Source organism: Pantanalinema sp. (assembly GCA_036704125.1).
GTDB lineage: Bacteria > Cyanobacteriota > Sericytochromatia > S15B-MN24 > UBA4093 > JAGIBK01.
Window position 1 is genome coordinate 14,449 of record DATNQI010000099.1, and the last position, 24,881, is coordinate 39,329.

The window sequence follows — 24,881 nt, forward strand, 5'->3', positions numbered from 1 at the left end:
CCTCGTTTCACCCCCCCACCCCCTCCGCGCCCCGCCAAGGGGCGAGGAGCCCGGGGCTCAGGAGCACAACGCAATGATCGAAAACGTCCTCATCATCGGCGCCGGCCCCGCGGGCTACACGGCGGGCATCTACGCCGCGCGAGCCAACCTTTCCCCCATCCTGTTCGAGGGCACCCAGCCCGGCGGCCAGCTGATGACCACCACCGACGTCGAGAACTTCCCCGGCTTCCCCGACGGGGTGCAGGGGCCCGAGATGATGCAGCTCTTCCGCGCCCAGGCCGAGCGCTTCGGCACCCGCATCGTCTCCGACTTCATCGACCGGGTCGACTTCTCGACCAGGCCCTTCAAGGTCTGGGACAGCAGGGGCCGGCTCCACGAGGCCCGTTCGATCATCATCGCGACCGGCGCGAGCGCCATGTACCTCGGCCTTCCGTCCGAGGAGCGCCTCCAGGGCCGCGGCGTGTCGGCCTGCGCCACCTGCGACGGCTTCTTCTTCCGGGGCAAGGACGTCATGGTCGTCGGCGGCGGCGACACGGCCCTCGAGGAGGCGCTGTTCCTCAGCAACATGACCAACAAGGTCTACCTGGTCCACCGCCGCGACCAGTTCCGCGGCAGCAAGATCATGCAGCAGCGCGCCCTCTCCAACCCCAAGATCGAGGTCGTCTGGAACTCCACCATCGACGAGGTCATCGGCGAGGACAAGGTCACCGCCGTGCGCCTCAAGGACGTCCAGACCGGAGAGACGCGCGAGCAGAGCATCGACGGCGTGTTCGTCGCCATCGGACACAAGCCGGCGACCGCGCTCTTCCAGGGCCAGCTCGAGCTGGACCAGAAGGGCTACATCCTCACCCACGAGGGCACCCGCACCAGCGTCGAGGGCGTCTTCGCCGCCGGCGACGTGCAGGACACGGTCTATCGCCAGGCGATCACGGCGGCGGGCAGCGGCTGCATGGCCGCTATCGACGCCGAGCGCTGGCTCGCCGGCATCGCCGAGGAGGCGAGCGCCGGCGCGGCGTCCTAGACCCTTTCTCCAATTTCCCACGCACCCACTATCAAGGAGGCACCATGCTTCAGCCCACCATGAAGGCTCCCGAATTCAAGGCCACCGCGGTCGTGAACGGCCAGTTCAAGGATATCTCGCTCTCCGACTACAAGGGCAAGAACGTCGTCCTGTTCTTCTACCCCCTCGACTTCACGTTCGTGTGCCCGACCGAGATCCTCGCGTTCTCGGATCGCATCCAGGAGTTCAAGTCGCGCAACACCGAGGTGATCGGCATCTCGACCGACTCGCACTTCTCGCACCTCGCCTGGACCAACGCCAAGCGCGCCGAGGGCGGCCTCGAGGGCCTCAGCTACCCGCTCGTCGCGGACTTCACCAAGACCATCGCGACCGAGTACGGCGTCCTCAAGGCCGACGAGGGCGTGGCCTTCCGCGGCCTCTTCCTGATCGACAAGAACGGCGTCATCCAGCACATGGTCGTCAACAACCTGCCCCTGGGCCGCTCGGTCGACGAGACCCTGCGCATGGTCGACGCCCTCACCCACTTCGAGCAGCACGGCGAGGTTTGCCCCGCCGACTGGAAGCCCGGCAAGGCCACGATCATCCCCGATCCCGCCAAGTCCAAGGAGTACTTCCAGAAGGCCGCCGCGGCCGTCTAGCCCGAGGATCCTTCGCCTCGCACCCCCCCGGGCTTCCGGGGGGGTGTTCGCATGCGGGGGACGCGGTATAATCAGTGGATTGATCGATTTCGAGGGGTGAGGCGACGGCTTGGAACAGGCGACGATTTTTTCGAAACGGGAACTCGAGCGGTGGGCCGATGCCCTGACGTTCCGGAAGGGATCGGCCTGTTTCGAGCAGGGCGGCGTCGGCGTGCCGGCCGTCAGCACCCCGGCGCCCGGGGTGCTGCGCGTCCAGGCCCGGGTCGACGACGGCACGGTCTACCCCCAGACCACCTACCTCGAGTGGGACGGCAAGCTGCTGCGCGCGCGCTGCGACTGCCACGACGGCGAGCGGTGCCGCCATGCGATCGCCCTGGCCCTGGCCTTCCTCGACGCGCCGGTGGACCTGCCCCGGCCGGTGGCCGAGGTGGCCGGCAAGGTCTTCCTGCCGGGCCAGGACGTGATCCTCTACGGGCTCTGGCCGGCGCCTCCCCCAAAGAAGCTCGAGAACATGTACCGTCGCCCCCAGTGCCTGTGGCTCGCGCTCGACACCACGCGCCTGCGCGAGGACGGCACCCCGGGCGCCCCTCGCCCCATGGCGCTGTGGGGTACCCCCACCGGCCGCCACCTCAGCGACGCGGACAAGGCCATCCTCACCCTGGTGACCCCCTTCTTCCAGTCCCACGGGCGCCACTTCTCCTCGCCGCACGCGCGGGGCATCCCGCTGCTCGAGGATCAGGTGGACCAGGTCCTGCGCCACCTGGCGGGCTACCCCTTCGTGTTCGGGGCGGGGCGCAAGCCCATCATCGTTCGCCCCGAGCTGGTGGTCCGCCACCGCCGCCTCTCGTCGTGGCATGGCGACGAGGGGATCTGGGAGCTCGAGGGCGCGCACCATCCCGTGACGCCGGGCCGCGTGGTCGGGGACGACCCCGCGTGGGTGATGATCGAGGACGCCTTCTACCCCTTCTCGGAGATGACCCTCCCCTCGCTCGCCCCCGCCGATGAGGGGGAGACCGAAGCGTCGCTGCCGCCTTCCGAGGCGGCGAGCGTGACCCATCCCCAGGTGCCGCCGGTGCCTCGCCTGACCCTGCACGAGGAGGGCGAGTACCTGCTCGGGCGTCTGGGCTTCGTCTACGGCTCCGCGACCCCGGTGACCGCCCAGGACCCGCGCCGGGCGGTGCTCGCCGAGCGCCAGGGGCAGTGGGGCCACTACCTGCGCGATCCCCAGGCCGAAGCGGCCCTGATCAAGCGCCTCGGCGAGGCGGGGCTCGACGCGCGCGCCGACGGGGACTACCTGGGCTGGGGCGACGCGGCCCTCGGCTTCCTGATGGAAGGGGTGCCCGCCCTCATCGACGCGGGCTGGGAGGTCTTCGGCGAGGAGCGCCTCTCCTCCTTCAGGGTGGATCGCCGGCGCCTCAGCGTGGGCGTGGCCATCGCCACCGGCACCGACTGGTTCGACCTGGAGACGGTGCTCTCGCTCGAGGACGAGGTGCTGCCGGGAGCGAGCCTGCGCGACGCCCTGCGCGCCAACTCGCGCTACATCCGGCTCGGCTCGGGCGCCTACGCGCGCCTGCCCGAGGAGTGGCTCGCGCGCCAGAAGGGCCTCTCCGACGCGCTGGGGGTGGATGCCCTGATCGACGGGCAGGTCCTTCGCCAGCGCCTCCTGCGGCACCAGGCCCTCTTGGCCGACGAGGTGCTGCAGGCGGCGGACGCGCGGCGCGCGGATCCCGACTGGAGCGCCTTCGTCGAGCTGCTGCGCGACTTCTCACAGGTCGCCGAGGTGCCGGTCCCCGAGACCTTCCACGGCGAGCTGCGCGAGTACCAGCGCCGGGGCCTCGACTACCTGAGCTTCCTTGCCGACAACGGCCTCAACGGCATCCTCGCCGACGACATGGGCCTCGGCAAGACGATCCAGGCGATCGCCCTCTTGCTGCGCGAGAAGGCCGCGGGCCGGCAGGGCCCGACCCTTCTCGTCGCGCCCACCTCGGTCGTCTTCAACTGGGAGCAGGAGCTCTCGCGCTTCGCGCCCGACCTCAAGCGCCTGGTCCTTCACGGCTCGGGCCGCCGCGACCTGTTCGAGGAGATCGCCTCGGCGGACGTGGTGATCACGAGCTACTCGCTGCTGCGGCGCGACTTCGACGTGCTGTCGCAGCAGGCCTTCCACTACGTGATCCTGGACGAGGCGCAGAACATCAAGAACCCGCGCTCGCAGGCCGCCAAGTTCGCCTGCCGCCTCTCGGCGCGCCATCGCCTCTGCCTGACGGGCACGCCCATCGAGAACAACCTGCTCGAGCTGTGGAGCCTGTTCCAGTTCCTGATGCCGGGCTACCTGGGCTCCGAGAAGCGCTTCAGGCGCCTGTACCTCTCGACCGAGCCAGGCGCCAGGGATCAGCGCTCGGACTCCCTGCGCCGGCTCACCCGTCCCTTCATCCTGCGCCGCCTCAAGCAGGAGGTGGCGACCGACCTTCCGCCGCGCTCGGAGATGGTCACCTACTGCGAGCTGGGCAGCGAGCAGCGCCAGTTTTACGACTCGCTGCTGTCCTCGATCCGGCAGGAGGTGCTGGGCACGGTCGATCGCGTGGGCCTCGCCAAGTCGCGCTTCAACGTCCTGGAGGGCCTCCTGCGCCTGCGCCAGGCCTGCTGCGATCCGCAGATGGTCAGCGCGAGGGCCGCGGAGATCCCCTCGGCCAAGGTGGAGCTGTTCGTCGAGCTGGTCAAGCAGGTGGTGGAGGAGGGGCACCGGGTGCTCGTCTTCAGCCAGTTCGTGAAGGTCCTGAAGATCCTCGAGAAGCGCCTGCTTGCCGAGGGGATCACCTACTCCTACCTGGACGGCCAGACCAAGGACCGCCTGGAGCGCGTCGAGCGCTTCAACGCCGGCGACACGCCGGTCTTCCTCATCAGCCTCAAGGCGGGCGGCACCGGCCTGAACCTGACGGGCGCGGACTACGTGATCCACTTCGACCCCTGGTGGAACCCCGCGGTCGAGGACCAGGCCACCGACCGGGCCCACCGCATCGGCCAGACCCGCCACGTCTTCGCCTACAAGCTGATCGCCAAGGACACCGTCGAGGAGAAGGTCCTGGCCCTGCAGCAGCGCAAGCGGCAGATGGTGCGCGACATCCTGGGCGGCGAGGAGATGGTCCGGGCGCTGTCTCGCGAGGACCTGGAGTACCTCTTCTCATAGGCTGGAGTTCTCTTGGCACCTTCCTTCCGCTACTGCCCCCACTGCCGCGCCGAGCTTTCGCTGCGCGCGATCGAGGGGCGCGATCGCACCTTCTGCCCCGCTTGCCAAGCCGTGTTCTACGAGAACTCCAAGCCGTGCGCCGGGGCCCTCGTCTCGGACGGCGAGGGGCGCCTGCTCCTGGCCCGGCGTGCGATCGCGCCCTTCCTCGGCCTCTGGGACATCCCGGGCGGCTACCTGGAGGCCGGCGAGCACCCCGAGGCGGGGGCCGTGCGCGAGGTGCGCGAGGAGACGGGGCTCGAGGTCGCGATCACCGGCTTCGGCGGCATCTACATGGACACCTACGGCGAGGGCGGGGTTTCGACCCTCAACGCCTTCTACGAGGCCCGGGTCGTCGGCGGCGCCCTGAGCGCGCAGGACGACGTGAGCGAGCTCGCCTGGTTTGCGCCCGGGGACGTGCCGCTCGACGCCTTCTCGTTCGAGAACGGAAAACAAGCGATCAGGGACTGGCTCGCACGCCGCGGCCACGTCCGGAGGTGAGCCCATGAACCCCTACCACGTCGAGTCCTTCGGCCCCATCACGCCCTTCGGCGAGGCCGCGCCGCCTCCGGCCGGAACGCGCGAGGACTGGGTGATGCTGAGCAAGCACGGCCCCTGCTTCGTCTGCGACCCGGAAAACCCGGCCGGGATGCGCGCCGACTTCTACCGGGACCGGGACGTGATCCGCTGCCCCTTCGTCTTCAAGGACGCCCAGATGGGTCCGCCCGGCCACGCCCACGGCGGAAGCCTCGCGGCCCTGCTCGACGAGATCATGGGGGCGGCCGCCTGGAACCGGCGCAAGAACCTGCTCGCGGTCCACCTGGAGTACGACCTGCGCCGTCCCACGCCCATCGGCGTCGAGGTGATGGCCACGGCCTGGGTGAAGGCGGACGGCAACCGCTCGATCCGGGTCGCCTCGGAGATTCGCCTGCCGGACGGCACCGTGGCGGTCGAGGCCTCGGGGGTCTTCGCCCAGGCGCCGGCGATGTTCGATCGGGAGTTCCACGGGTAGCGTCCGAGGGTTTCACGAACGCGTAACGAAAGCTTGATGAAATCCGATCGGTTGCTTCAGCAGAAAGTCATTTTTTCCGGGCATAATCATCTCAGAAAGCCGAGAGATGAGGGCCGAAGCAAAATCCGGGGCAACCCGAACCGGTTGGCCAGTGACATCAGGAAAGCCCAAAACTCGCTCGCATCCGAAGCCCGCCGGGATTCCCCGGCGGGCTTCGCGCGTTCGGACGCACAAGTTTCGGCCATGAACTCCCATAAGTAAATCAGTCCTTAGCGCCGACTTAATCGCTTGTGAGGAGATCGTCCGTGAAGAAACTCGTCCTTTCCGCTCTCGCGCTCACCATGCTCGCCGGCTGCGGCGTCGGCAACGCGGGCCCGATGGTCGCGAACAAGACCTCCTCGCTCAGCGCCCTTTCCAAGGAGAGCTTCGCCAAGCTCGTCGACATGACGCGCGCCTTCGTCAAGGTCAAGTTCGACGAGGCGGACCTGGACAAGTCGGCCTTCCTCTCGCAGGAGGAGGCGTTCCCCGCCGGCACCACCTACGTGCTGGGCCAGTCGCGCCTGGGCAGCTTCGAGGCCCTCGATGCCAACAAGGACGGCAAGCTGGCCTTCGGCGAGATCGCCACCGAAGCGGTCGTCAAGGACATCGCCCTGAGCCTGCATGGTCAGCTGGTCACCCTCTTCACCAGCCTGGACCGCGATGCCGACATGGTCCTGAAGGGCGACGAGATCCCGGCCGGCTATGACCTCAGCGGCAACGGCCAGGTGCCCTTCAGCGAGTACGAGGAGGCCTACGCCACCTACGTGCTGGGCGGCAGCGCCGGTCAGGTGCGCTACCTCTTCGCCCTCTGCGACACCAACCGCGACGGCAAGCTCTCCTTCGCCGAGATGCTCTCGGCCCCCTGGGGGCAGCCGGTCACCGGCTGGGCCGTCGGCCAGAAGGAAGCGCAGGCCCGCGAGTACTTCACCCGCGCCGATGCCAACAAGGACGGCATCCTGAGCTTCGACGAGGTCAAGGCCGCCATGCCGGGGGGCGTCTCACTCCCGCCGGTCAAGTAAGCCTTCTGTTTCACGCGAAGGGCGGGCCGCAGGTTGCGGCCCGCCCTTCGCAACGTTTAGCCCCGGGCGATGGGGATCCGCTCGGCGACCGTGACCCCCTCGGGTCTCACCACGCAGCGGTAGCAGAGCGCCTCGACCCCTGCGGCGGTGGCCGCCTCGAAGGCGGCGGCGTAGGCAGGGTCGATCGCCTCGGCGAGCCAGAAGCGATCGCAGTCCTCCCGCTGGACCAGGTACACCATCACCGCCCGGTGGCCCTCGGCGACCATGGCGCTCAGCTCGCGCAGGTGCTTGGCCCCGCGCTCGGTCACCGCGTCCGGGAAGAGCGCCCGGCAGCCCTCTGCGAGGGTCACGTTCTTGACCTCCACGTAGCAGCGCCCCTTCTCGGGGTCGCTCAAGAGCAGGTCGATCCGGCTGTTCTGGCCGTACTTCTGCTCGGGCTTGAGGGCCTCGTAGCCAGCAAGCTCGGAGATGGCGCCCGAGGCGATCGCCTCGGCCACGATCCGGTTGGGGAGGGCGGTGTTGATCCCCACCCAGGTCGATCCCACCTTCACCAGCTCCCAGGTGTACTTGAGCTTCCGCGCGGGGTCGTCCCGGAAGCTGAGCAGGACGGGGCTATCCGGCGCGTCGCAGCCGCGCATGGAGCCCGAGTTGGCGCAGTGGGCGGTCACGACCCGGCCGTCCTCGAGGCGAACGTCGGCCAGGAACCGCTTGTAGCGCTTGAGGAGCGTGCCTGGGATGAGGGGGGCGGCGTATTGCATCGGGTGAACCTCGGGAAACGGCGGAGTGAACGCTACTAGCCTACTAGGAAACCAGGAGGCAGGGTAAGAAGGGGACAGCAGCCAGCCCTGTGGATGCAGCAGCAAAGGAGCTTCCATGTCGTTTCGCTATCGCCCGCTCGTCGCCGCGGCCCTCCTCGCCGCCCTGTTCGCCGCGCCCGCCTCGGCCGAGACCCTGCGCGGCAAGGTGATCAAGGTCGCCGACGGCGACACCGTCACGATCATGACCGATGCCGGCAAGGAGCGCATTCGCCTGCTCGGCATCGACACCCCCGAGAAGAAGCAGCTTCCCTGGGGCCCCCGCGCCAAGGCCTTCACCGAGCAGCAGGTGATGGGCAAGGAGGTGAGGGTCGAGACGGACGTGGAGCCGCGCGATCGCTACGGCCGGGTCCTGGGCTACGTCTACGTGGGCAGGACCTTCCTGAACCTGGAGCTGGTCCGCCAGGGCTACGCCATGCTCTACACCTCGCCTCCCAACGTCGCCCACACCGACGAGCTCGTGGCCGCGCAGCGCGAGGCGCGCCAGGCCGGGCGCAACATCTGGTCGCCCCGCGACGGCCTGACCGAGACGCCCTACGAGTACCGTCACAAGGGCAAGAAGCCGCCCAAGAAGATCGGCCAGGAAGGCCTGCCCGCGGCCCAGTGACCAAGCCATCGCCCCTTTCGGTCGAAGGGGGCGATGTGCTTAGAACCGAAGCTGGTAGCCGATGTAGGGGATCGCGGGGATGCCGTAGTTGTAGGTGGGATTGGCGTAGTCGGCGTAATCCTTGCCGTAGTCGATGGCGAGGGCCTCGCGCTGCTGCGTCACCTCGAGGTAGAACAGCCCCTCGCGCCCGAACATCCCGGCAGGCCGCTCCACGCGCGCCGACCAGGTGATGCCGTCGGGGTAGCGGGCCGAGTTGCTCCCGCCGCTGATGGGGGCCCAGGTGCCGTCGGGCTTCTGGAAGCGGCCGGTGACCGGGGTGTAGGGCCTGCCGCTCGAATAGCGCAGGCGCAGCGAGGGCGACCACTCCCCGGCCTTGGGGGCGACCAGGTTCAGGTTGGCGACGAGGGGCTGGTCGTAATCGTAGGGGATGTGGCCGACCGAGGGGATCTCCCGGAAGGTCCGCGAGTAGGTCAGCGCCAGCGAGCCCGACCAGCCGGCCGTCTGGGCGAGCTCGAGGGTTGCCTCGGCCCCGTTGGAGTAGCCCGAGCCCCCGTTGCTGAAGTTGCTGGCGGGATCGCTCGCCACCAGGAACAGGAGATCCCGGTGGTAGAGCTCGAACTTGCCCAGCAGGTTGTCTAAGAGCTGGCGATCCAGCCCGACGACGTAGTCCCGGGAGAAGGGGGCCGTCAGCTTCGGGTTGCCGACGCCGGGCAGCAGCTGGCTGACCTCGGGGAACTGGAACTGCTGGCCGTAGCCCAGGCGCCAGGTGGTGTCCTCGTCCATGCGCCAGGTCGTGCCGAGGCGCGGGGCCACGTGGTCCTCGCTCGTGCTCTGCAAGCGATCGTAGCGCAGGCCGAGGCTCAAGGTGAGGGGATCCATCACCTTCCAGGCATCCTCCACGTAGGCCCCGTAGACCTTCTGGTTGCCCGTGGTGTCGGTGGAGAGCTTGGGCAGGGCCTCGATGTCCTCGGGGCGGATGGTCCCGGGGTTGGTGCCCGCCGGGAGCTTGGGGATCAGCCTGCGCTCCAGGAAGTTGATGGTGTCGTAGCGCACCCCCGTCCGGAGCTGGTGCTGCTCGTTCACCTGGTGGACCAGGTCGTCGGCGAGGGTCACCTGGTACTGGTTGGAGCCGACGTCCAGGAAGGTGCCGACCTTCACGTTCTGGAAGGGCTCCTGGTAGTTGATCGTCAGGCGGTTGGAGGCCCCGTCGCCGATGGGCTGACGCCAGGTCATGCCCGTGCTGCGGTAGCCGTCGTCCTGGGAGATGGTGCCCACCCCGCGCCCGATGGTGCCGTCCGGCAGCACCAGGGCGAGGGCGTCGGACGAGCCGATGGCGAGGAAATCCAGCCGGCCGTCGCCCGGGGTCTCCCGCGACACCTTGACCTGGTAGTCCGAGAAGCGCGGGAAGACGGTGAAGCTCGGCACCAGCTTCGCGACGAGCAGGTCCATGTAGCTGCGGCGGCCCGAGAGGGAGAAGGAGAGGCCCGGGGCGAGGGGGCCTTCGAGCAGCCCCTCCGAGTAGAGGAGGTTGGCGTCCAGCACGCCGTGCAGGGCGTCGCTCTTGGGCGCTCGGCTCTCCACGTCGATGACCGCCGACTTCACGTTGCCGAAGCGCGCGGGCAAGGCCCCGGTGTAGAGGTCCACCCGGGAGAGGGTGTTGGCGTTGAAGACGCTGACCAGGCCCCCGAAGTGGAAGGGGTTGCCGATCTGGATGTTGTCCAGGTAGTAGCGGTTGTCCATGGGGCCGCCGCCGCGCACCACGGGCGCGCCCGAGAAGCCGCCCGCGTTGACGCCCGCGGTGTTGGTGACGGCGAGGATGGGATCGTTGCGCGCGCCTGCGACCTTGCGGACCTCGTCGGCGGTGAAGGACCGGCGGCTGGTCTCGGTCTGGGCCAGGCGCGCGGGACGGTCGGCGGAGACCACCTGGGCGGGGGCCGAGAGGGTGCCCGCCTTGAGGGTGGCATTCAGCGTGACCGGGCGCTCGTCCGAGAAGGGAACCTTGCCGATGACGAGCGGCAGGTAGCCGGGAGCCTCGACCTTGACCGGGAAGGTGCCGGGCTTCAGTCCTTCGAGCCGGTAGCTTCCGTCGGTATTGGCCTCGGCGCGGCGATCGGGGCCCACGACCGTGATGCGGGCACTCGCGACGGGGCGGCCCGTCTGCTTGTCCTTGACCGTGCCCGAGAGGGTGGCCGCCAGAGAAGGGGAGGCGACCAGGACGGTCGCGGCGAGGGCGATCGCCGTGCTTGCGAGGGTGCGTGCGTTCATCAGGGCGTCGCTCCGGTGGTGGCAGAAGAGGGCGTGGCCTCGGGGACGGCGAGATCGGCGGGGTCAGCGTCGGGTTCGGGCTCGATGCGGGCCTCGACCTTGGCCTCGGCGAGCTCGAAGCGCACGGGGATCCGGATGCTCGCGGCCACCCTGACGCCGTTTCGCTCGGCGGCCTTGAAGCGGGTGCCGCGCACCGCGTCGAGCGCGGCCTTGGCGAAGGTTCGGTTCGAGCTCGAGACCACCTCGGCGCTCGCCACGCGGCCGTCGGCCTCGACGTAGGCGACGACCACGGCGCTACCGCTCTGGCCCGAAAGGCGCGCCACCTCGGGATAGGCCACGCGCAAGCTGCCGATGGGGGCGGGAAGCCTGTCGAGCGCGCTGGTCGCGCCCGCCTCGTCCGAGACGTCGAGCACCAGCGGGGCGGGTGCCGAGGCGGTGCTCTCGGCCTCCAGGGTTTCGCCCACGGGCACGGCCATGGTGCCGCCCTCGCCTTCGCCCGCGCTCATGCCGAAAGTCTGGGCGGCGTTGCCGGGCTGGGTGGGGCTTGCCGCGGGCCGGCTCGCGGCGGGTCGCGCCTTTGCCGCCTGCTTCGCGCCCTTGACCTTGGCCTTGGGCGGCTCCTTCTTGGGCTCGGGGGGCTTGGGCTTCGGGGCCTCGGTCTGGACCATCTGGATGGGGATGACCTTGCGGATCAGCTCCTGGCCCACCGGGACGCGCATGAGGAAGAAGGCCAGCAGGAGGTGGCCGCCGACCGAGACGGCCACGACCGCGGGCATGCGGGTGCGAGGAGGAGCTGCCATCTCAGGGGCGCTCGACGGCGAAAGCCAGGTCGGTGATCCCCGCCTGGCGCACGGCGTCCATGACCTCGACCACCCGCCCGTGAATGACGTTGCGGTCGGCGCCGACCACCACCTGGAGGTTGCCCTTGGCGGGCTTCTTGGCTTCGAGAGCCGCGACCAGCGCGGAGGGCTCGACGGTCTGGCCGTCAAGCACGATCTCGCCCGTGTCCTTGACGACCACGGCGATGGTGCGGGCCTCGGTGGCGACGGTCTGGGTGGCCTTGGGCAGCTGCACCTTGAGGCTCTGCTGGGCGATCATGTAGCTGGTGGCCAGGAAGATGATGAGCAGCACCAGCGTCACGTCGACCAGGGGCGTGACGTTGATGTCGACGATGGCGTCATCGTCGCTACCGGCGCGCATGCTGCCCTCCGGTCACCATTGCCGGATCGGCTGCGGCGAGGGCGTGGATGGCCTCGGCGGCCTCCTCGAGCCGGTAGTCCTGGACGCGGATCTTGCGCTGGAAGAGGTTGTAGGCGATGACGGCGGGGATGGCGACCATGATGCCGACGGCGGTGGCGACCAGCGCCTCCGAGATGCCCGCCATCACGACCGAGGGACCCTGGCCGCTCGCGGTCGCGAGGTCCTTGAACGCCTTGATGATGCCGAGCACCGTGCCGAAGAGGCCCACGAAGGGGCTGTTGTTACCGAGGGTCCCCAGGTAGACGAGGCCACGCTCGGCTGCGGCCTTCTCCTGAAGGCGGTGGGCCAGCAGGGAGGCCTGGAGGCGCTGGGGGCCGAGGTCCCAGGCCTCGCAGGCGGTCTGGAACATGCGGCCCACGGGGCCCTTGGTGTTCTTGGAGGCCGTCTCGAGGTCGCCGCGGGCGAGAGCCGCGATCCCCTGGGAGAGGATCTCGTCGGTGCGCTCGCGGTTTCCGAAGAAGTAGGCGATGCGCTCGATGATGAGGGTGAAGGAGAACATGGAGAAGGCGATGAGCAGGTACAGGACCCACTCCCCCCCCGAGGCGCCGAGGACCTTGATCAGGTGAGTGATTTCCAAAGCGGTGGCCTCCTTGATGCGAGCGGTTGATCGAAATCTATTTTTATACTCAAGTCTATTATTGCGAACCAGCCGCAAGGAGTCAATCGACCTTCGGGATGATCGGCGCTCATCCTCGCCCGCGGGTTGCGCTCATTTGTTCGAGCGCTTACCATGGAGGGCATGTCCACGTCGCTCGCCAAGCTGCAACAGGCGCTCACGGTCGAGGCGCGTCGCAACTACCCCAACCTGCAGGGGCAGACGGCGCGCTTCGCGGACTTCGTCTGCGAGCAGCTCGCCATCCTGCGCCTCACCCTGATGCCGAACCCCTCGATTCGCGCGCGGCTCTCCCAGCTCGCGGACGGCTTCGCGCGCTACGAGGCGCTGACCCCACCCGAGCGGGCCACCCTGATCGACGGGCTGCTCGGCCTGATGCCCTACCTCTCGGGGCCCCGCGCCGAGGTCGCTCTCAGCGCGCCGACCGGCATGCTCAACCCCGCCGACGCCTCGCGCCTCGCCAGCCGCGTGCGCGAGCAGGCCCCGGAGTACGCTCGGCAGCAAACGCCGAGGCCCGCCGCCGTTCAACCGGCCGCCCCGCAGCCCCAGGCGCCGGCGAAGGGGGCAGCCCCGCGCGCCGCCAAGCCCGTCGCGGGCGAGGGGCTCGACCAGGCGGTCCAGTGGGTCAAGGGGGTCGGCCCACGCATGGGCGAGACCCTGGCGAAGCTCGGGATCCTGACGGTGCGCGATCTCATCGGTCACTACCCGCGCACCCACCTGGACTACCAGAGCCGCACCAAGATCCGCGACCTGAAGGTGGGCGAGAAGGTGACGGTCTGGGGAACCGTGCGCAAGGTCGAGGCCTTCAGCCCGCCGCGCAAGCCCAACATGAGCATCATGTCCGTCACCATCACCGACGGCAGCGGCTCGGTCACGGCGCGCTGGTTCATGGGCAAGGCCAATCGCTTCCAGCTCGAGCAGTTCAAGAAGCGCTTCCCGGTGGGCGGCCAGGTGCTCATGTCCGGCGAGGCCCGCCACGACGAGTACCAGGGGCGCCTGTTCTTCGATCGCCCCGAGCTCGAGCTCCTCGGCGAGGGGGGCGAGGAGGACTCGGATTCCCTGAACGTGGGGCGCATCGTCCCGGTCTACCCGCTGACCGAGGGCCTGCACCTCAAGGGCCTGCGCAAGGCGATGCACACGGCACTCGATACCTTCGGCCCGCTGATCAAGGAGACGCTCCCCCAGGAGGTGGTCTCGCGCTGCGAGCTGATCGGACGGCGCGAGGCGCTTGCCGCCATCCACTTCCCCAAGACCATGGCCGAGAAGGAGCTGGCGCACCGGCGCCTGGCCTTCGAGGAGTTCTTCTGGCTCCAGCTGGGGCTCGCCTTCCGGCGCGCGCAGCTGCGAAAGACCACCGAGGCGATCGCCCTTCCCGCCAACGGCGAGCTGACGAACAAGCTGCTCGAAACCCTGCCCTTCACCCTCACCGGCGCCCAGCAGCGCGTCTTCGACGAGGTCCGAGCCGACCTCGCCTCGGCCGAGCCCATGAACCGGCTGGTGCAGGGGGACGTGGGCTCGGGCAAGACGGTGGTCGCGCTTTTGAGCCTCCTGGTCGCGGTCGAGAACGGCTACCAGGGCGCCCTGATGGCCCCCACCGAGATCCTGGCCGAGCAGCACCACAAGAAGTTCGTCGAGTGGCTGACCCCCATGGGGATCCCCTGCGCGCTTTTGCTGGGAAAGCAGGGCAAGCGCGAGCGCAACCAGTACCTCAAGGCGATAGCCTCGGGCTACACCCCGATCGTGGTCGGCACCCACGCCCTGATCCAGGAGAGCGTCGAGTTCCAGAACCTGGGCCTGGTCGTCATCGACGAGCAGCACCGCTTCGGGGTCAAGCAGCGGGCCACCCTGCGCACCAAGGGCCGCCACCCCGAGGTCCTGACCATGACGGCCACTCCCATCCCGCGCACCCTGGCCCTGACCATGCACGGGGATCTGGACGTGTCGGTCATCGACGAGCTGCCGCCCGGCCGCAAGCCCATCCAGACCTCGTGGGTCACGGGCAAGGGCCGCAAGAGCGCATGGGAGCTGGTGCGCAAGGAGCTCTCCATCGGGCGCCAGGCCTACATCGTCTTCCCCTTGATCGAGCAGTCGGAAGAGATGGAGAACGTGCGGGCGGCGACCGAGGAGGCCCGGACCCTCCAGAACGAGGTCTTCCCCGAGTACCGGGTGGGCCTGCTGCACGGCCAGATGGCCTCCGACGAGAAGGAGGCGGTGATGCGCGCCTTCCGGGACCACGAGCTGGACATCCTGGTGGCGACCACCGTCATCGAGGTGGGGGTGGACGTGCCCAACGCCTCGGTCATGGTGATCGAGAACGCCGAGCGCTTCGGCCTCAGCCAGCTCCACCAGCTGCGCGGCCGGGTGGGCCGCGGCGCCGACCAGTCGTACTGCATCCTGGTCACCAGCGCCAGCAGCGAGGCGACCAAGCAGCGCATGCAGGTCATGGTGGCGACCAACGACGGCTTCGTGATCGCCGAGCAGGACCTCAAGCTCAGGGGGCCGGGCGAGTTCCTCGGCACCCGCCAGAGCGGCCTGCCCGACTTCATGCTCGCCGACCTCGCGCAGGACACGGCCCTTCTGGAGGCGGCCCGCAAGGCCTCGTTCGAGCTTCTGGCCTCGGACCCGGATCTTGCGCGCAATCCCCACGTCAAGGCGGAGCTTTACCGCCACTTCCGTAGCAACCTCGGTTTTCTTGGGATCGGATAGCGCTGCGGCTTTTCCGCAGGGCAGCGAGAGAGGGGCAGTGCTTGCAAGGTGGCCTGGAACGTCACCTCTCGCTGTCCCGTAGGAAAGATGGACTCATGCAGATCATCGCAGGCGCCCTCAGGGGGCGCAAGATCAAGACGCTCACCGGCGAGCTCACCCGGCCGACCACCGGCATGGTGCGCGGGGCCATGTTCAACATCCTGGGGCCGCGCATCCATGGGGCGCGCGTGCTCGACCTGTACGCGGGGAGCGGGGCGATCGCCCTCGAGGCCCTCTCGCGCGGGGCCGGCGAGGTGGTGCTCGTCGAGAAGGCCTCCGAGGCGCTGATGGTCATCGCGGAGAACCTGAAGGCCCTGGGGATGGGCGATCGCGCCCAGGTCCAGCGCGCCGAGGTGATGTCGAAGCTGCCTGCGCTCGTGGGCCCCTTCGACGTGGTGATCGCCGATCCGCCTTACCGGACCGAGGACTGGACCGCGCTGCTGACGGCCCTCCAGCGCCCGGGCCTCCTGGCGCCGGACGCCGCGATCCTGCTCGAGCATGCCAAGGGCGAGCAGCTCCCCGAGGAGGTCGGAGCCGCCGTCTGCCGGCGCACGTATCGTTACGGCCTGGCGCAGCTCGCGCTGTTCGGCCTGACCGCGCCGCAGTAGCCAGACTCTCTCGTCGCCGTCCCGCTCGACGCCTGCGGGCCCCTCGCCTAGACTCTCGGCATGAGCACGCCCTTCTGGCTGCAGCCTTTGCCGGACCTTCTCGGCTCGCTCGGGGCCGATCCCGACGGCCTCACAGCCCAGGAGGCGAGGGCCCGCCTGGATCGCCAGGGGCGCGAGCGGCCCGCGCGAGGCGCCGCCAAGGGCGCCCTGGCCCAGTTCCTGGGCTTCTTCGCCAACCCCCTGGTCCTGATCCTGCTGTTCGCGGCCGCCGTCTCCGCGGCCTTCGGCGAGGGGCTCAACGCCGAGATCATCGTGACGATCGTGGTCGCGAGCGTGCTGGTGGACTTCACCCAGTCCTACCGCTCGCAGCGCGCGGCCGAGGCCCTGCGCAGGCAGGTCGGGATCCGCGTCGAGGTGCTGCGATCCGGCCAGCGCCAGATGGTGCCGGCCGGCGAGGTCGTGCCCGGAGACGTCTTCTACCTCTCGGCCGGCAACATGGTCGTCGCGGATTCGCGGCTCCTGGAGGCCAGGGACCTCTTCGTCGATCAGGCGCCCCTGACCGGCGAGTCCCTGCCCGTCGAGAAGCGGGCCCTGGAGCTTCACGGCGAGGCCCTGGGCCTGGACGAGGCCGAGAATTCGGTGTTCGCGGGGACTTCGGTCGTCAGCGGCACCGCCAGGGCGATCGCCGTCAGGACGGGCCACCAGAGCGCCTTCGGCGCCATCGCTTCGAGCCTCTCCGCCCAGGCGCCGCCGACCGAGTTCGAGCGGGGGCTCGCGGGCTTTTCCGCGATGATCCTCAGGGTCGTGATCGCCCTGGTGCTCTTCGTCTTCCTCGTGCTCGCCCTCTTCAAGCGACAGCCGACCGAGGCCCTCATGTTCGCGATCGCCCTCGCGGTCGGCCTCACCCCCGAGTTCCTGCCCATGATCATCACGGTCACGCTCGCCCGCGGGGCCATGCGGATGGCCGGGAAGCGGGTCATCGTCAAGCAGCTCCAGGCCATCGAGAACTTCGGCAGCATCGACGTGCTCTGCAGCGACAAGACCGGCACCCTGACCGAGGGCTCGCTCATGCTGACCGAGAGCGTCGACCCGACAGGAGGCGAGGCGCCGGGGGTCCTGGCCGCGGCGGTGCTGAACAGCACCCACGAGACGGGGATCCGCAGCCCCCTGGACGACGCGATCCTCCGCGCGCCGCACCCAACCCCCATCCCCTGCCGCAAGATCGACGAGATCCCCTTCGACTTCCACCGGCGCCGGGTGTCGGTGGTGCTGGAGCGAGAGGGACGCCCCGTCCTGATCGCCAAGGGGGCCCCCGAGGCCATCGTCGAGGTCTGCGCCTCCTATCGCCTGGACGGCCAGGATCAGCCCCTGGATCCTCAGGCGCGGGCCCGGGCGCTCGACACCTTCCGCGGGCTCAGCGAGCGGGGCCTGCGCGTGCTTGCGATCGCCGAGCGATGGGTGCCGCCTCAGGCCGTCTACCGGGTCGAGGACGAGCGCGAGCTATGCCTGCTCGGCTTCGTGGCCTTCCACGATCCGCCGCGCGCGGACGCGCAGGAGGCCCTGCGCGCGCTTTCGGCGGACGGGATCCGGGTGGTGATCCTCACCGGGGACAACGAGTGGGTGACCCGGCACGTCTGCGAGGCCGTCGGCCTGGACGGAAAGCGCCTCATGCTCGGCCGGGACCTCGACCGGGTCCGGGACGCCGCCCTGCCCCGCCTGGTCGAGCGGGTGAGCGTCTTCGCGCGGGTGACCCCCGAGCAGAAGATGCGGGTCCTGCGCGCCCTGAAGGTCCACGGCCACGTGGTGGGCTATCTCGGCGACGGGATCAACGACGCGCCCTGCCTGCGCGACGCGGACGTGGGCATCTCGGTCGACTCGGCGGTGGACGTGGCCAGGGCCGCCGCGGGGATCATCCTGCTGGAGCGCAGCCTCTCGGTGCTGCACCAGGGGGTGCTGGAGGGGCGGCGCAGCTTCGCCAACGTCATCAAGTACATCCTGATGGCCGTCAGCTCCAACTTCGGCAACATGTTCAGCATGGCCGGCGCGGCGCTGCTCTTGCCCTTCCTGCCGATGCTGCCCATGCAGATCCTGCTGAACAACTTGCTGTACGCCGTCTCCCAGCTCGCCATCCCGGTGGATCGAGTGGAGGCCGAGGCCATGCTCAAGCCCCGCCGCTGGGACATCCGCTACATCCAGCGCTTCATGCTCGTGCTGGGGCCCATCAGCTCGATCTTCGACTTCCTGACCTTCGGGCTCTTGCTCTGGGGCTTCAGGGCCACGGTGCCGCTCTTCCACACCGCCTGGTTCGTCGAGTCCCTGCTGACCCAGACCCTGGTGGTCTTCGTCATCCGCACCCGCGGGTCCCCCTTCCGGCATCCGGCAGGCCTGGGGCTGCGCGCGAGCGTGCTTTCGGTCTGCGCGATCGCCCTGATCCTGCCCTACTCCCCCTTTGCCCGGGCGCTCGGCTTCACGCCCCTGCCGGCGGCGCTCGTGCTCGCCCTCATGCTCGTCACGCTGGCCTACCTGGGGCTCGCCGAGTTCGCCAAGCGTTGGTTCTACCGGCGGGGCTAGATGTCCTTCTTCTCGGCCCACTTCCGGCCCAAATCGGGCAGCTCGAAGGCCTCGAGCTTGGCCAGCAGGCCCTCGGGCGTCGCGTCGATCACGACCAGGCCCCGGTGGCTCACCGGGATGAAGTCCTCCTCCACCGCGCGGTCCACCAGGGCCATGAAGGCGTCGTAGTAGCCTTCCACGTTGAGCAGCCCCACCGGCTTGGCGTGGATCCCGAGCTGGGCCCAGGTGATGACCTCGAACAGCTCCTCGAAGGTCCCGTAGCCGCCGGGCATCCCGATGAACGCGTCCGAGCGCGAGGCCATCAGGGCCTTGCGCTCGTGCATGGTCTCGACCACGTGCAGCTCGGTGAGGCCCGTGTGGGCCACCTCGCGCTGCTGAAGGGTCTCGGGGATGACCCCGATCACCTCGCCGTCCCCTTCGAGCACGGTATCCGCGATCACGCTCATCAGGCCCACGCTCGCCCCGCCGTAGACCAGGCCGTAGCCCCGCTCGAGCATGGCCGAGCCCAGGTCGCGGGCGGCTTCGAGGTACTCGGGGCGCTTGCCAGGCTTCGAGCCGCAGAAGACACAGATTCGTTTCATTCGACGTCGCTTTCCATCACGGCGTGGGTCCGGTGCCACCCATTGTACCTCGCGAGCCGCCCGCTCGCCTTGACGCGCTACAGGGCCTTCATCATCTCGCCCATGGCCTGCAGGAGCCTCGCCGCGTACTGCTTGCTGTTCTCCACCACCTTCTGGCGCTGCTGGGGATCGAGGGTCGCGGCCCAGGCGATCGCCTCCTGGCCCGCGTGGACCTTCATGGCCTCGGCGAACGAGGCGGCGAGCGCTTGCTTGTCCTGGTCCTGGTAGTACTTGGTCTCGGCCTGGATCATGGCGGCCAGGCGGGCATCGTCCGCTTCCCGGTCCTTTTTCATGAGGGCGTGCAGACCGGTGTTCTGCTCGGAGGTCAGGGTCACGTCCTTGGCGATGGCGGCAAAGCCCTCGAACCTCAGCTTGCGCATGATGGGAGCGAGCCGCGCCTGGCTCTGGCCGAGCACCTCGATGGCCTTCTTGCGCTGCTCGTCCGAGAGCATCGCGTGCCCCTCGGCCACCGCGTCCGCCAGGGTCGGCGCGAGGTCGCGCCAGCGGCCCTCCATCTTCGTGACCAGGGCGCGCGCCGCGTCGGCATCGAAGGTCGGGGCGGCCACCAGGGTGCCGAGCTGGGCGTAGTCCGCCTTGATCCCCTCGAGGTCGAAGGCCTTGAGCCTCTTGAGCATCGCCTCGCGGAGCTGGGCTTTCTGCGCGTCGCTCAGGCCCATGGCGCGATGCGCCTCTTGCTTGTAGGCCTTGAGCTCGTCGAGCCCGCTCGACGCCTCGACGGTCATGCGCTCTGGTGCCTGCAAGGGGGGGCGGCTCTCGGAAAGGGGCGGGGCGGTCTTCCCGCAGCCGCTCACCTGCGGGGCGAGCAGACAGCTTGCGAGAAGCGCGAGGCGGGCGACGCGCGTCATGGCGGTCCTCCTTTTCATCGAGGGGTGGCCTCACTCGACCACCCCTCGAAGTTAGCGCTCGGCGAGGTGAAAGCGTACGGTCCCGCTCCTGAAAAACGAGCGGTGCGTTCCTCGCTCGCTGCGTGGTTTCGGGGGGCGATACATTCGGATACAATCCTTCACACCGTCCTTGACCGCAGGGGGGGCGAGGCGTACCATTTAAGCTAGGGATAACCGAAGTTTTAGGAGGAATTCTCAATGGCCACCAAAGTGGGGATTAACGGTTTCGGTCGCATCGGTCGCCAGGTGCTGCGCATCGGCCTCAAGAACCCCGAGCTCGAGTTCGTCGGCATCAACGACCTGACGGACGCCAAGACGCTCGCGCACCTCTTCAAGTACGACTCGGTCCACGGCGTCTATCCCGGCACCGTCGATCACACCGACACCGCCATCATCGTCGACGGCCGCAAGATCGAGATCTCGGCCCAGCGCGACCCGGCCACGATCCCCTGGAAGAAGCTCGGCGCGGAGCTCGTCATCGAGTCGACCGGCATCTTCACCGACGCGGCCAAGGCCAAGGCCCACCTCGAGGCCGGCGCCAAGAAGGTCATCATCTCGGCTCCTGCCAAGGGCGAGGACATCACCATCGTCCTCGGCGTCAACGACAAGGCCTACGACCCCTCCAAGCACCACATCATCTCGAACGCCTCCTGCACCACCAACTGCCTCGCGCCGGTGGCCAAGGTCCTCCACGAGAACTTCGGCATCGTCAATGCCATGATGACCACGGTGCACGCCTACACCAACGACCAGCAGCTGCTCGACATGCCCCACAAGGACCTGCGCCGCGCCCGCGCCGGCGCCATGTCGATCATCCCCACCACCACCGGCGCCGCCAAGGCCGTCGCCCTGGTGCTGCCCGAGCTCAAGGGCAAGATCAACGGCATGGCCATGCGCGTGCCCACCCCCGACGTCTCGGTCGTCGACCTGGTCGCCACCGTCGAGAAGCCCATCACCGTCGAGGCCATCAACAGCCTCCTCAAGGAAAGCGCGCTCAACGGCATGAAGGGCATCATGCAGTACACCGACGAGCCCCTCGTCTCGATCGACTTCACCGGCAACCCGCACTCGACCATCGTCGATGCCGAATCGACCATGACCATGGGCGACAAGATGGTCAAGCTCGTGGCCTGGTACGACAACGAGTGGGGCTACTCGAACCGCGTCGTCGACCTGGCGGCCATGGTCGGCAAGACGCTCGCCACCGCCGTCGGTTAACCCCATGTCGAAGCTGAGCCTGTCTGATCTCAAGGACCTCCAGGGCAAGCGCGTCCTGGTGCGGGCCGACTTCAACGTGCCGCTCGACGGCGACAAGGCGATCACGGACGACACCCGGATCCGGGCGACGCTTCCGACGATCAAGTACCTCATGGACCGGGGAGCCAGGGTCATCCTGACCTCCCACCTGGGGCGCCCCAAGGGCAAGACCCCCGAGCTCAGCCTGAAGCCCGTGGCCAAGCGCCTGGGCGAGCTTCTGGGCACCGACGTGCGGATGGCGCCCGACGCCATCGGCCCCGAGGTCAAGAAGCTCGTCGAGGCCCTCAAGCCCGGCGCGACCATGCTGCTCGAGAACATCCGCTTCTACCCGGAAGAGGAGAAGAACGACCCCGCCTTCGCCAAGCAGCTCTCGGAGCTTGCGGATCTCTACGTCAACGACGCCTTCGGCACCGCCCACCGGGCGCACGCCTCGACGGCGGGCGTGGCGAGCTACCTGCCGGCAGCGGCGGGCTTCTTGCTCGACAAGGAGATCTCGGTGATGGGCAAGGCCCTGGCCAACCCCGAGCGGCCCTTCGTGGCCATCATCGGCGGGTCCAAGGTCTCGAGCAAGATCGGCGTCCTGGACAACCTGATCGGCAAGGTCGACACCCTCGTCATCGGCGGCGGGATGATCTTCACCTTCCTCAAGGCCCAGGGCCTCGAGGTGGGCCGGTCGCTGGTCGAGATGGACAAGCTGGAGCTCGCGAGCGAGCTCATGGCCAAGGCCGAGCGCTGCGGCACGACGATCCTCCTGCCCGAGGACGTGCTGGTCGCAAGCGACATCAAGGCCCCCTCGGCGAGCGCCACGGTCGACTGCGACAAGATCCCCGGCTCCGAGATGGGCGTGGACATCGGCCCGCGCACGGTGGAGGCGATCCGCCGCGTGCTCGCCTCGGCCAAGACGGTGGTCTGGAACGGCCCCATGGGCGTGTTCGAGAACCCGGCCTTCGCCGAGGGCACCCGCGCGGTGGCGCAGTTCCTCGCGGATCGCACCGCGCAGGGCGCCGTGACCATCGTGGGCGGCGGCGACTCGGTGGCTGCGGTCGAGCAGATGCACCTGGCCGATCGCTTCACCCACGTCTCGACCGGTGGCGGCGCGAGCCTCGAGTTCCTCGAGGGCCTCGAGCTGCCCGGCATCAGCGCCCTCAACGACAAGTAAGGGAACGCCCCTCACGCCCGTCTCCCCGCCCCCCGGTGGGGCGGGGTCGGGGGTGGGGGGATCTAAACGTTCCAAGGCTCCAAAGGTCTGAGGAACTTGATTTTATCCCCCCACCCCTTGCCCCGCCCCACCGGGGGGCGGGGGATAGTCTTGGAGAAACCCATGTCGCAACGCACCCCCGTCATCGCCGGCAACTGGAAGATGTTCAAGTCCATCGAGGACGCGCGCGCCTTCGCCGCGGCCTTCGACGCCGAGGCCAGGAACAGCGCCGACCCCGAGGTCGTCATCTGCCCCCCCTTCACCGCCCTCAACGCCCTTTCGGAGGCCTTCGCCGGCACCAAGGTCCAGCTTGGCGGCCAGAACATGCACTGGATGGACGAAGGCGCCTACACCGGCGAGATCTCGCCGGTCATGCTGCGCGACGCCGGCGCCACCCACGTGATCATCGGCCACTCGGAGCGCCGCGAGTACTTCCACGAGACCGACGGCACCGTCAACCGCAAGGTGGCGGCCGCGCTGCAGTGGCAGCTCACGCCCATCGTCTGCGTGGGCGAGACCCTGGAGGATCGCGAGGTCCGGCTGACGGACAACGTCATCATCGTCCAGACCCAGCGCGCCCTCTTGAACATCGCCCCCGAGCTGGTGGCGACCTGCCTGTTCGCCTACGAGCCCGTCTGGGCCATCGGCACGGGCAAGACCTGCGCCCCCGAGGAGGCCAACCGGGTCGCCGGCGTCATCCGCGACACCATCGCCCGGATGGTGGGCCAGGACGTGGCCGACCAGGTCCGCATCCTGTACGGCGGCTCGGTCAAGCCCGAGACGATCGCAAGCCAGATGGCGCAACCCCACGTGGACGGCGCCCTGGTCGGCGGCGCGAGCCTCGATCCCAAGAGCTTCGCCGCGATCGTCAACTACAAGACCGCGGCCGCGCGCTAAGGCGAGCGCCGCAAGGACCCCCTTCCCCCCTCGTCGCGAGGGGGGAATCTTCTGTTCACGAGGCCACTTCCACCATGAAAAACGGACCGCTCGCCCTCATCATCCTCGACGGCTGGGGCATCAACCCCAAGCGCGAGGGCAACGCGATCGCCATGGCCCACAAGCCGAACTGGGATCGCTTCATCACGACCTACCCCTCGGTGGCCATCCCCACCTCGGGCGAGGCGGTGGGCCTGCCTCCCGGCCAGATGGGCAACTCGGAGGTCGGCCACACCAACATGGGCGCGGGCCGCGTGGTCTACCAGGACCTGGTGCGGATCAACAAGGCGATCTACGACGGGGACTTCTTCACCAACCCGGTGCTGGTCGAGGCCATGGAGGGCGCCAAGCGCCGTGGCGGCCGCCTGCACCTGATGGGGCTGGTCTCCGACGGCGGCGTCCACAGCATGCAGGAGCACCTCTACGCCCTCCTGGAGATGGCCGCGCGCCTCGGGGTGCCCCAGACCTACGTCCAGGCCATCACCGACGGCCGCGACACGCCGCCCACCTCGGGCGGGCGCTACCTCCACGAGCTGCAGAAGCGCCTCGACGCCATGAGCTACGGAGAGGTCGCGACCATCGTGGGCCGCTACTACGCCATGGACCGCGACAACCGCTGGGAGCGCGTGGAGCTCGCCTACCGCGCCTTCGTGGACGGCGTGGCCGAGCACCGCGCCCACAGCGCCGGCGAGGCCATGGAAGGCGCTTACATGCGCGGCGAGACCGACGAGTTCATCAAGCCGATCATCGTCGCGCCGGAGGGCCGCCTGCGCTCGGGCGACTCGGTGATCTTCTTCAACTTCCGGCCCGACCGGGCCCGCGAGATCACCCGCACCCTGACGGATCCCGGCTTCGACGCCTTCGAGCGGCCCAACTTCCCCGAGCTCCAGTACGTCTGCCTCACCCAGTACGACGCGACCTTCGGGCTGCCCCTGGCGTTCCAGCCCCAGTCGCTCGATCGCATCCTCTCGCCGGTGCTCGCGGACGCGGGCGTGCGCCAGCTGCGCACGGCCGAGACCGAGAAGTACGCCCACGTCACCTTCTTCTTCAACGGCGGGGTCGAGAAGCCCTACCCCGGCGAGGAGCGGGTGCTGGTGCCCAGCCCCAAGGTGGCGACCTACGACCTGCAGCCCGAGATGAGCGCCTTCCAGGTGGCCGACGTGGCCGAGCAGTGGATCAAGGAAGCCAAGACCGACGTCATCATCATGAACCTCGCCAACGCCGACATGGTGGGGCACACCGGCGACATGAAGGCGACGGTGAAGGCGGTCGAGGCCCTGGACATCTGCCTCGGCCGCATCATCCGGGCCATCGAGGCCCGGGGCGGCACCGCGATCATCACGGCCGACCACGGCAACGCCGAGAGCATGTACGACCCTGCCTCCGGCGAGATCATGACGAGCCACACCCTGAACCCGGTGCCCCTCGTCCTGGTCGGCAGCGACGCCAAGCTCAGGACCGGCCTGCTGTCGGACATCGCGCCGACCATGCTCGACATCCTGGGCATCCCGCAGCCCAAGGAGATGACGGGC

At 68.9% G+C, this 24,881-nt stretch carries 21 protein-coding genes; 14 read left to right on the forward strand and 7 right to left on the reverse strand.

Going from position 1 to position 24,881, the window contains the following annotated elements:
* The first annotated feature begins 73 nt into the window (after positions 1-73).
* The 6 genes from trxB (at position 74) to V6D00_15925 (ending at position 6,949) form a co-directional block, all read left to right on the forward strand.
* Positions 74-1,021, forward strand: coding sequence for a thioredoxin-disulfide reductase (gene trxB / locus V6D00_15900; protein HEY9900662.1), 948 nt, complete (start codon positions 74-76; stop codon positions 1,019-1,021).
* Between the two features lie 44 nt (positions 1,022-1,065).
* Positions 1,066-1,659 carry a peroxiredoxin gene (locus V6D00_15905; protein HEY9900663.1) on the forward strand — a complete coding sequence of 198 codons (594 nt, stop codon included), beginning with the start codon at positions 1,066-1,068 and terminating at the stop codon, positions 1,657-1,659.
* A gap of 211 nt (positions 1,660-1,870) precedes the next feature.
* The gene (locus V6D00_15910) at positions 1,871-4,843 is read left to right on the forward strand and encodes an SNF2-related protein (GenBank protein ID HEY9900664.1); all 2,973 of its coding nucleotides are present in this window, start codon (positions 1,871-1,873) and stop codon (positions 4,841-4,843) included.
* Between the two features lie 12 nt (positions 4,844-4,855).
* A complete protein-coding gene (locus V6D00_15915; protein HEY9900665.1) occupies positions 4,856-5,380 on the forward strand; it encodes an NUDIX hydrolase in 525 nt (174 codons plus the stop codon).
* 4 nt (positions 5,381-5,384) lie between these two features.
* Positions 5,385-5,891, forward strand: coding sequence for a PaaI family thioesterase (locus V6D00_15920; protein HEY9900666.1), 507 nt, complete (start codon positions 5,385-5,387; stop codon positions 5,889-5,891).
* 305 nt (positions 5,892-6,196) lie between these two features.
* Positions 6,197-6,949, forward strand: a complete 753-nt coding sequence (locus V6D00_15925) for an EF-hand domain-containing protein (GenBank protein ID HEY9900667.1) — start codon at positions 6,197-6,199, stop codon at positions 6,947-6,949.
* 56 nt (positions 6,950-7,005) lie between these two features.
* On the opposite strand, the gene sfsA is transcribed toward V6D00_15925, so the two are convergent.
* A complete protein-coding gene (sfsA, locus tag V6D00_15930; GenBank protein HEY9900668.1) occupies positions 7,006-7,707 on the reverse strand; it encodes a DNA/RNA nuclease SfsA in 702 nt (233 codons plus the stop codon).
* Between the two features lie 115 nt (positions 7,708-7,822).
* Here sfsA and V6D00_15935 point away from each other — a divergent pair, with 115 nt between their 5' ends.
* Positions 7,823-8,371, forward strand: a complete 549-nt coding sequence (locus tag V6D00_15935; GenBank protein ID HEY9900669.1) for a thermonuclease family protein — start codon at positions 7,823-7,825, stop codon at positions 8,369-8,371.
* Between the two features lie 39 nt (positions 8,372-8,410).
* Here V6D00_15935 and V6D00_15940 read toward each other — a convergent pair whose 3' ends face one another.
* The 4 genes from V6D00_15940 to V6D00_15955 are packed head-to-tail and all read right to left on the reverse strand — an operon-like array spanning position 8,411 to position 12,473.
* Positions 8,411-10,636, reverse strand: coding sequence for a TonB-dependent receptor (locus V6D00_15940; GenBank protein HEY9900670.1), 2,226 nt, complete (start codon positions 10,634-10,636; stop codon positions 8,411-8,413).
* Positions 10,636-11,436 (reverse strand): TonB family protein, encoded by an 801-nt coding sequence (locus tag V6D00_15945; GenBank protein HEY9900671.1) that lies wholly within the window; start codon positions 11,434-11,436, stop codon positions 10,636-10,638. The genes V6D00_15940 and V6D00_15945 overlap by 1 nt, the downstream gene beginning before the upstream one ends.
* Before the next feature lies 1 nt (position 11,437).
* Positions 11,438-11,836 carry a biopolymer transporter ExbD gene (locus V6D00_15950; protein HEY9900672.1) on the reverse strand — a complete coding sequence of 133 codons (399 nt, stop codon included), beginning with the start codon at positions 11,834-11,836 and terminating at the stop codon, positions 11,438-11,440.
* The gene (locus V6D00_15955; GenBank protein ID HEY9900673.1) at positions 11,823-12,473 is read right to left on the reverse strand and encodes a MotA/TolQ/ExbB proton channel family protein; all 651 of its coding nucleotides are present in this window, start codon (positions 12,471-12,473) and stop codon (positions 11,823-11,825) included. Before V6D00_15955 ends, V6D00_15950 begins: the two co-directional genes overlap by 14 nt.
* Before the next feature lie 162 nt (positions 12,474-12,635).
* Here V6D00_15955 and recG point away from each other — a divergent pair, with 162 nt between their 5' ends.
* The 3 genes from recG to mgtA all read left to right on the forward strand — a co-directional run bounded on the left by recG (position 12,636) and on the right by mgtA (position 18,433).
* Entirely contained in the window at positions 12,636-15,215 is a 2,580-nt protein-coding gene (gene recG, locus V6D00_15960) for an ATP-dependent DNA helicase RecG (protein HEY9900674.1), read from the forward strand.
* Between the two features lie 95 nt (positions 15,216-15,310).
* A complete protein-coding gene (gene rsmD / locus V6D00_15965) occupies positions 15,311-15,862 on the forward strand; it encodes a 16S rRNA (guanine(966)-N(2))-methyltransferase RsmD (GenBank protein ID HEY9900675.1) in 552 nt (183 codons plus the stop codon).
* 60 nt (positions 15,863-15,922) lie between these two features.
* Positions 15,923-18,433, forward strand: a complete 2,511-nt coding sequence (gene mgtA / locus V6D00_15970) for a magnesium-translocating P-type ATPase (protein ID HEY9900676.1) — start codon at positions 15,923-15,925, stop codon at positions 18,431-18,433.
* On the opposite strand, the gene V6D00_15975 is transcribed toward mgtA, so the two are convergent.
* The gene (locus tag V6D00_15975; GenBank protein HEY9900677.1) at positions 18,430-19,014 is read right to left on the reverse strand and encodes a TIGR00730 family Rossman fold protein; all 585 of its coding nucleotides are present in this window, start codon (positions 19,012-19,014) and stop codon (positions 18,430-18,432) included. The two genes, mgtA and V6D00_15975, sit on opposite strands and share 4 nt — an antisense overlap.
* A gap of 77 nt (positions 19,015-19,091) precedes the next feature.
* A complete protein-coding gene (locus V6D00_15980; GenBank protein ID HEY9900678.1) occupies positions 19,092-19,919 on the reverse strand; it encodes a periplasmic heavy metal sensor in 828 nt (275 codons plus the stop codon).
* Positions 19,920-20,156: 237 nt separating this feature from the next.
* Between V6D00_15980 and gap the strand changes: the two genes are divergently transcribed.
* The 4 genes from gap to gpmI form a co-directional block, all read left to right on the forward strand.
* Positions 20,157-21,176 (forward strand): type I glyceraldehyde-3-phosphate dehydrogenase, encoded by a 1,020-nt coding sequence (gene gap, locus V6D00_15985; GenBank protein ID HEY9900679.1) that lies wholly within the window; start codon positions 20,157-20,159, stop codon positions 21,174-21,176.
* Between the two features lie 4 nt (positions 21,177-21,180).
* Positions 21,181-22,374, forward strand: a complete 1,194-nt coding sequence (locus tag V6D00_15990; GenBank protein ID HEY9900680.1) for a phosphoglycerate kinase — start codon at positions 21,181-21,183, stop codon at positions 22,372-22,374.
* 162 nt (positions 22,375-22,536) lie between these two features.
* A complete protein-coding gene (tpiA, locus tag V6D00_15995) occupies positions 22,537-23,310 on the forward strand; it encodes a triose-phosphate isomerase (protein ID HEY9900681.1) in 774 nt (257 codons plus the stop codon).
* A gap of 74 nt (positions 23,311-23,384) precedes the next feature.
* A partial coding sequence (gpmI, locus tag V6D00_16000) for a 2,3-bisphosphoglycerate-independent phosphoglycerate mutase (GenBank protein ID HEY9900682.1) occupies positions 23,385-24,881 on the forward strand: 1,497 nt, incomplete at its 3' end.

What these genes read in the sequence shown, in the direction of transcription:
- trxB (HEY9900662.1), top strand. Translation starts at nt 74, where the DNA reads ATGATCGAAAACGTCCTCATCATCGGCGCCGGCCCCGCGGGCTACACG.
- V6D00_15905 (HEY9900663.1), top strand. Translation starts at nt 1,066, where the DNA reads ATGCTTCAGCCCACCATGAAGGCTCCCGAATTCAAGGCCACCGCGGTC.
- V6D00_15920 (HEY9900666.1), top strand. Translation starts at nt 5,385, where the DNA reads ATGAACCCCTACCACGTCGAGTCCTTCGGCCCCATCACGCCCTTCGGC.
- sfsA (HEY9900668.1), bottom strand. Translation starts at nt 7,707, where the DNA reads ATGCAATACGCCGCCCCCCTCATCCCAGGCACGCTCCTCAAGCGCTAC.
- V6D00_15935 (HEY9900669.1), top strand. Translation starts at nt 7,823, where the DNA reads ATGTCGTTTCGCTATCGCCCGCTCGTCGCCGCGGCCCTCCTCGCCGCC.
- V6D00_15940 (HEY9900670.1), bottom strand. Translation starts at nt 10,636, where the DNA reads ATGAACGCACGCACCCTCGCAAGCACGGCGATCGCCCTCGCCGCGACC.
- V6D00_15945 (HEY9900671.1), bottom strand. Translation starts at nt 11,436, where the DNA reads ATGGCAGCTCCTCCTCGCACCCGCATGCCCGCGGTCGTGGCCGTCTCG.
- V6D00_15950 (HEY9900672.1), bottom strand. Translation starts at nt 11,836, where the DNA reads ATGCGCGCCGGTAGCGACGATGACGCCATCGTCGACATCAACGTCACG.
- recG (HEY9900674.1), top strand. Translation starts at nt 12,636, where the DNA reads ATGTCCACGTCGCTCGCCAAGCTGCAACAGGCGCTCACGGTCGAGGCG.
- rsmD (HEY9900675.1), top strand. Translation starts at nt 15,311, where the DNA reads ATGCAGATCATCGCAGGCGCCCTCAGGGGGCGCAAGATCAAGACGCTC.
- mgtA (HEY9900676.1), top strand. Translation starts at nt 15,923, where the DNA reads ATGAGCACGCCCTTCTGGCTGCAGCCTTTGCCGGACCTTCTCGGCTCG.
- V6D00_15975 (HEY9900677.1), bottom strand. Translation starts at nt 19,014, where the DNA reads ATGAAACGAATCTGTGTCTTCTGCGGCTCGAAGCCTGGCAAGCGCCCC.
- V6D00_15980 (HEY9900678.1), bottom strand. Translation starts at nt 19,919, where the DNA reads ATGACGCGCGTCGCCCGCCTCGCGCTTCTCGCAAGCTGTCTGCTCGCC.
- gap (HEY9900679.1), top strand. Translation starts at nt 20,157, where the DNA reads ATGGCCACCAAAGTGGGGATTAACGGTTTCGGTCGCATCGGTCGCCAG.
- V6D00_15990 (HEY9900680.1), top strand. Translation starts at nt 21,181, where the DNA reads ATGTCGAAGCTGAGCCTGTCTGATCTCAAGGACCTCCAGGGCAAGCGC.
- tpiA (HEY9900681.1), top strand. Translation starts at nt 22,537, where the DNA reads ATGTCGCAACGCACCCCCGTCATCGCCGGCAACTGGAAGATGTTCAAG.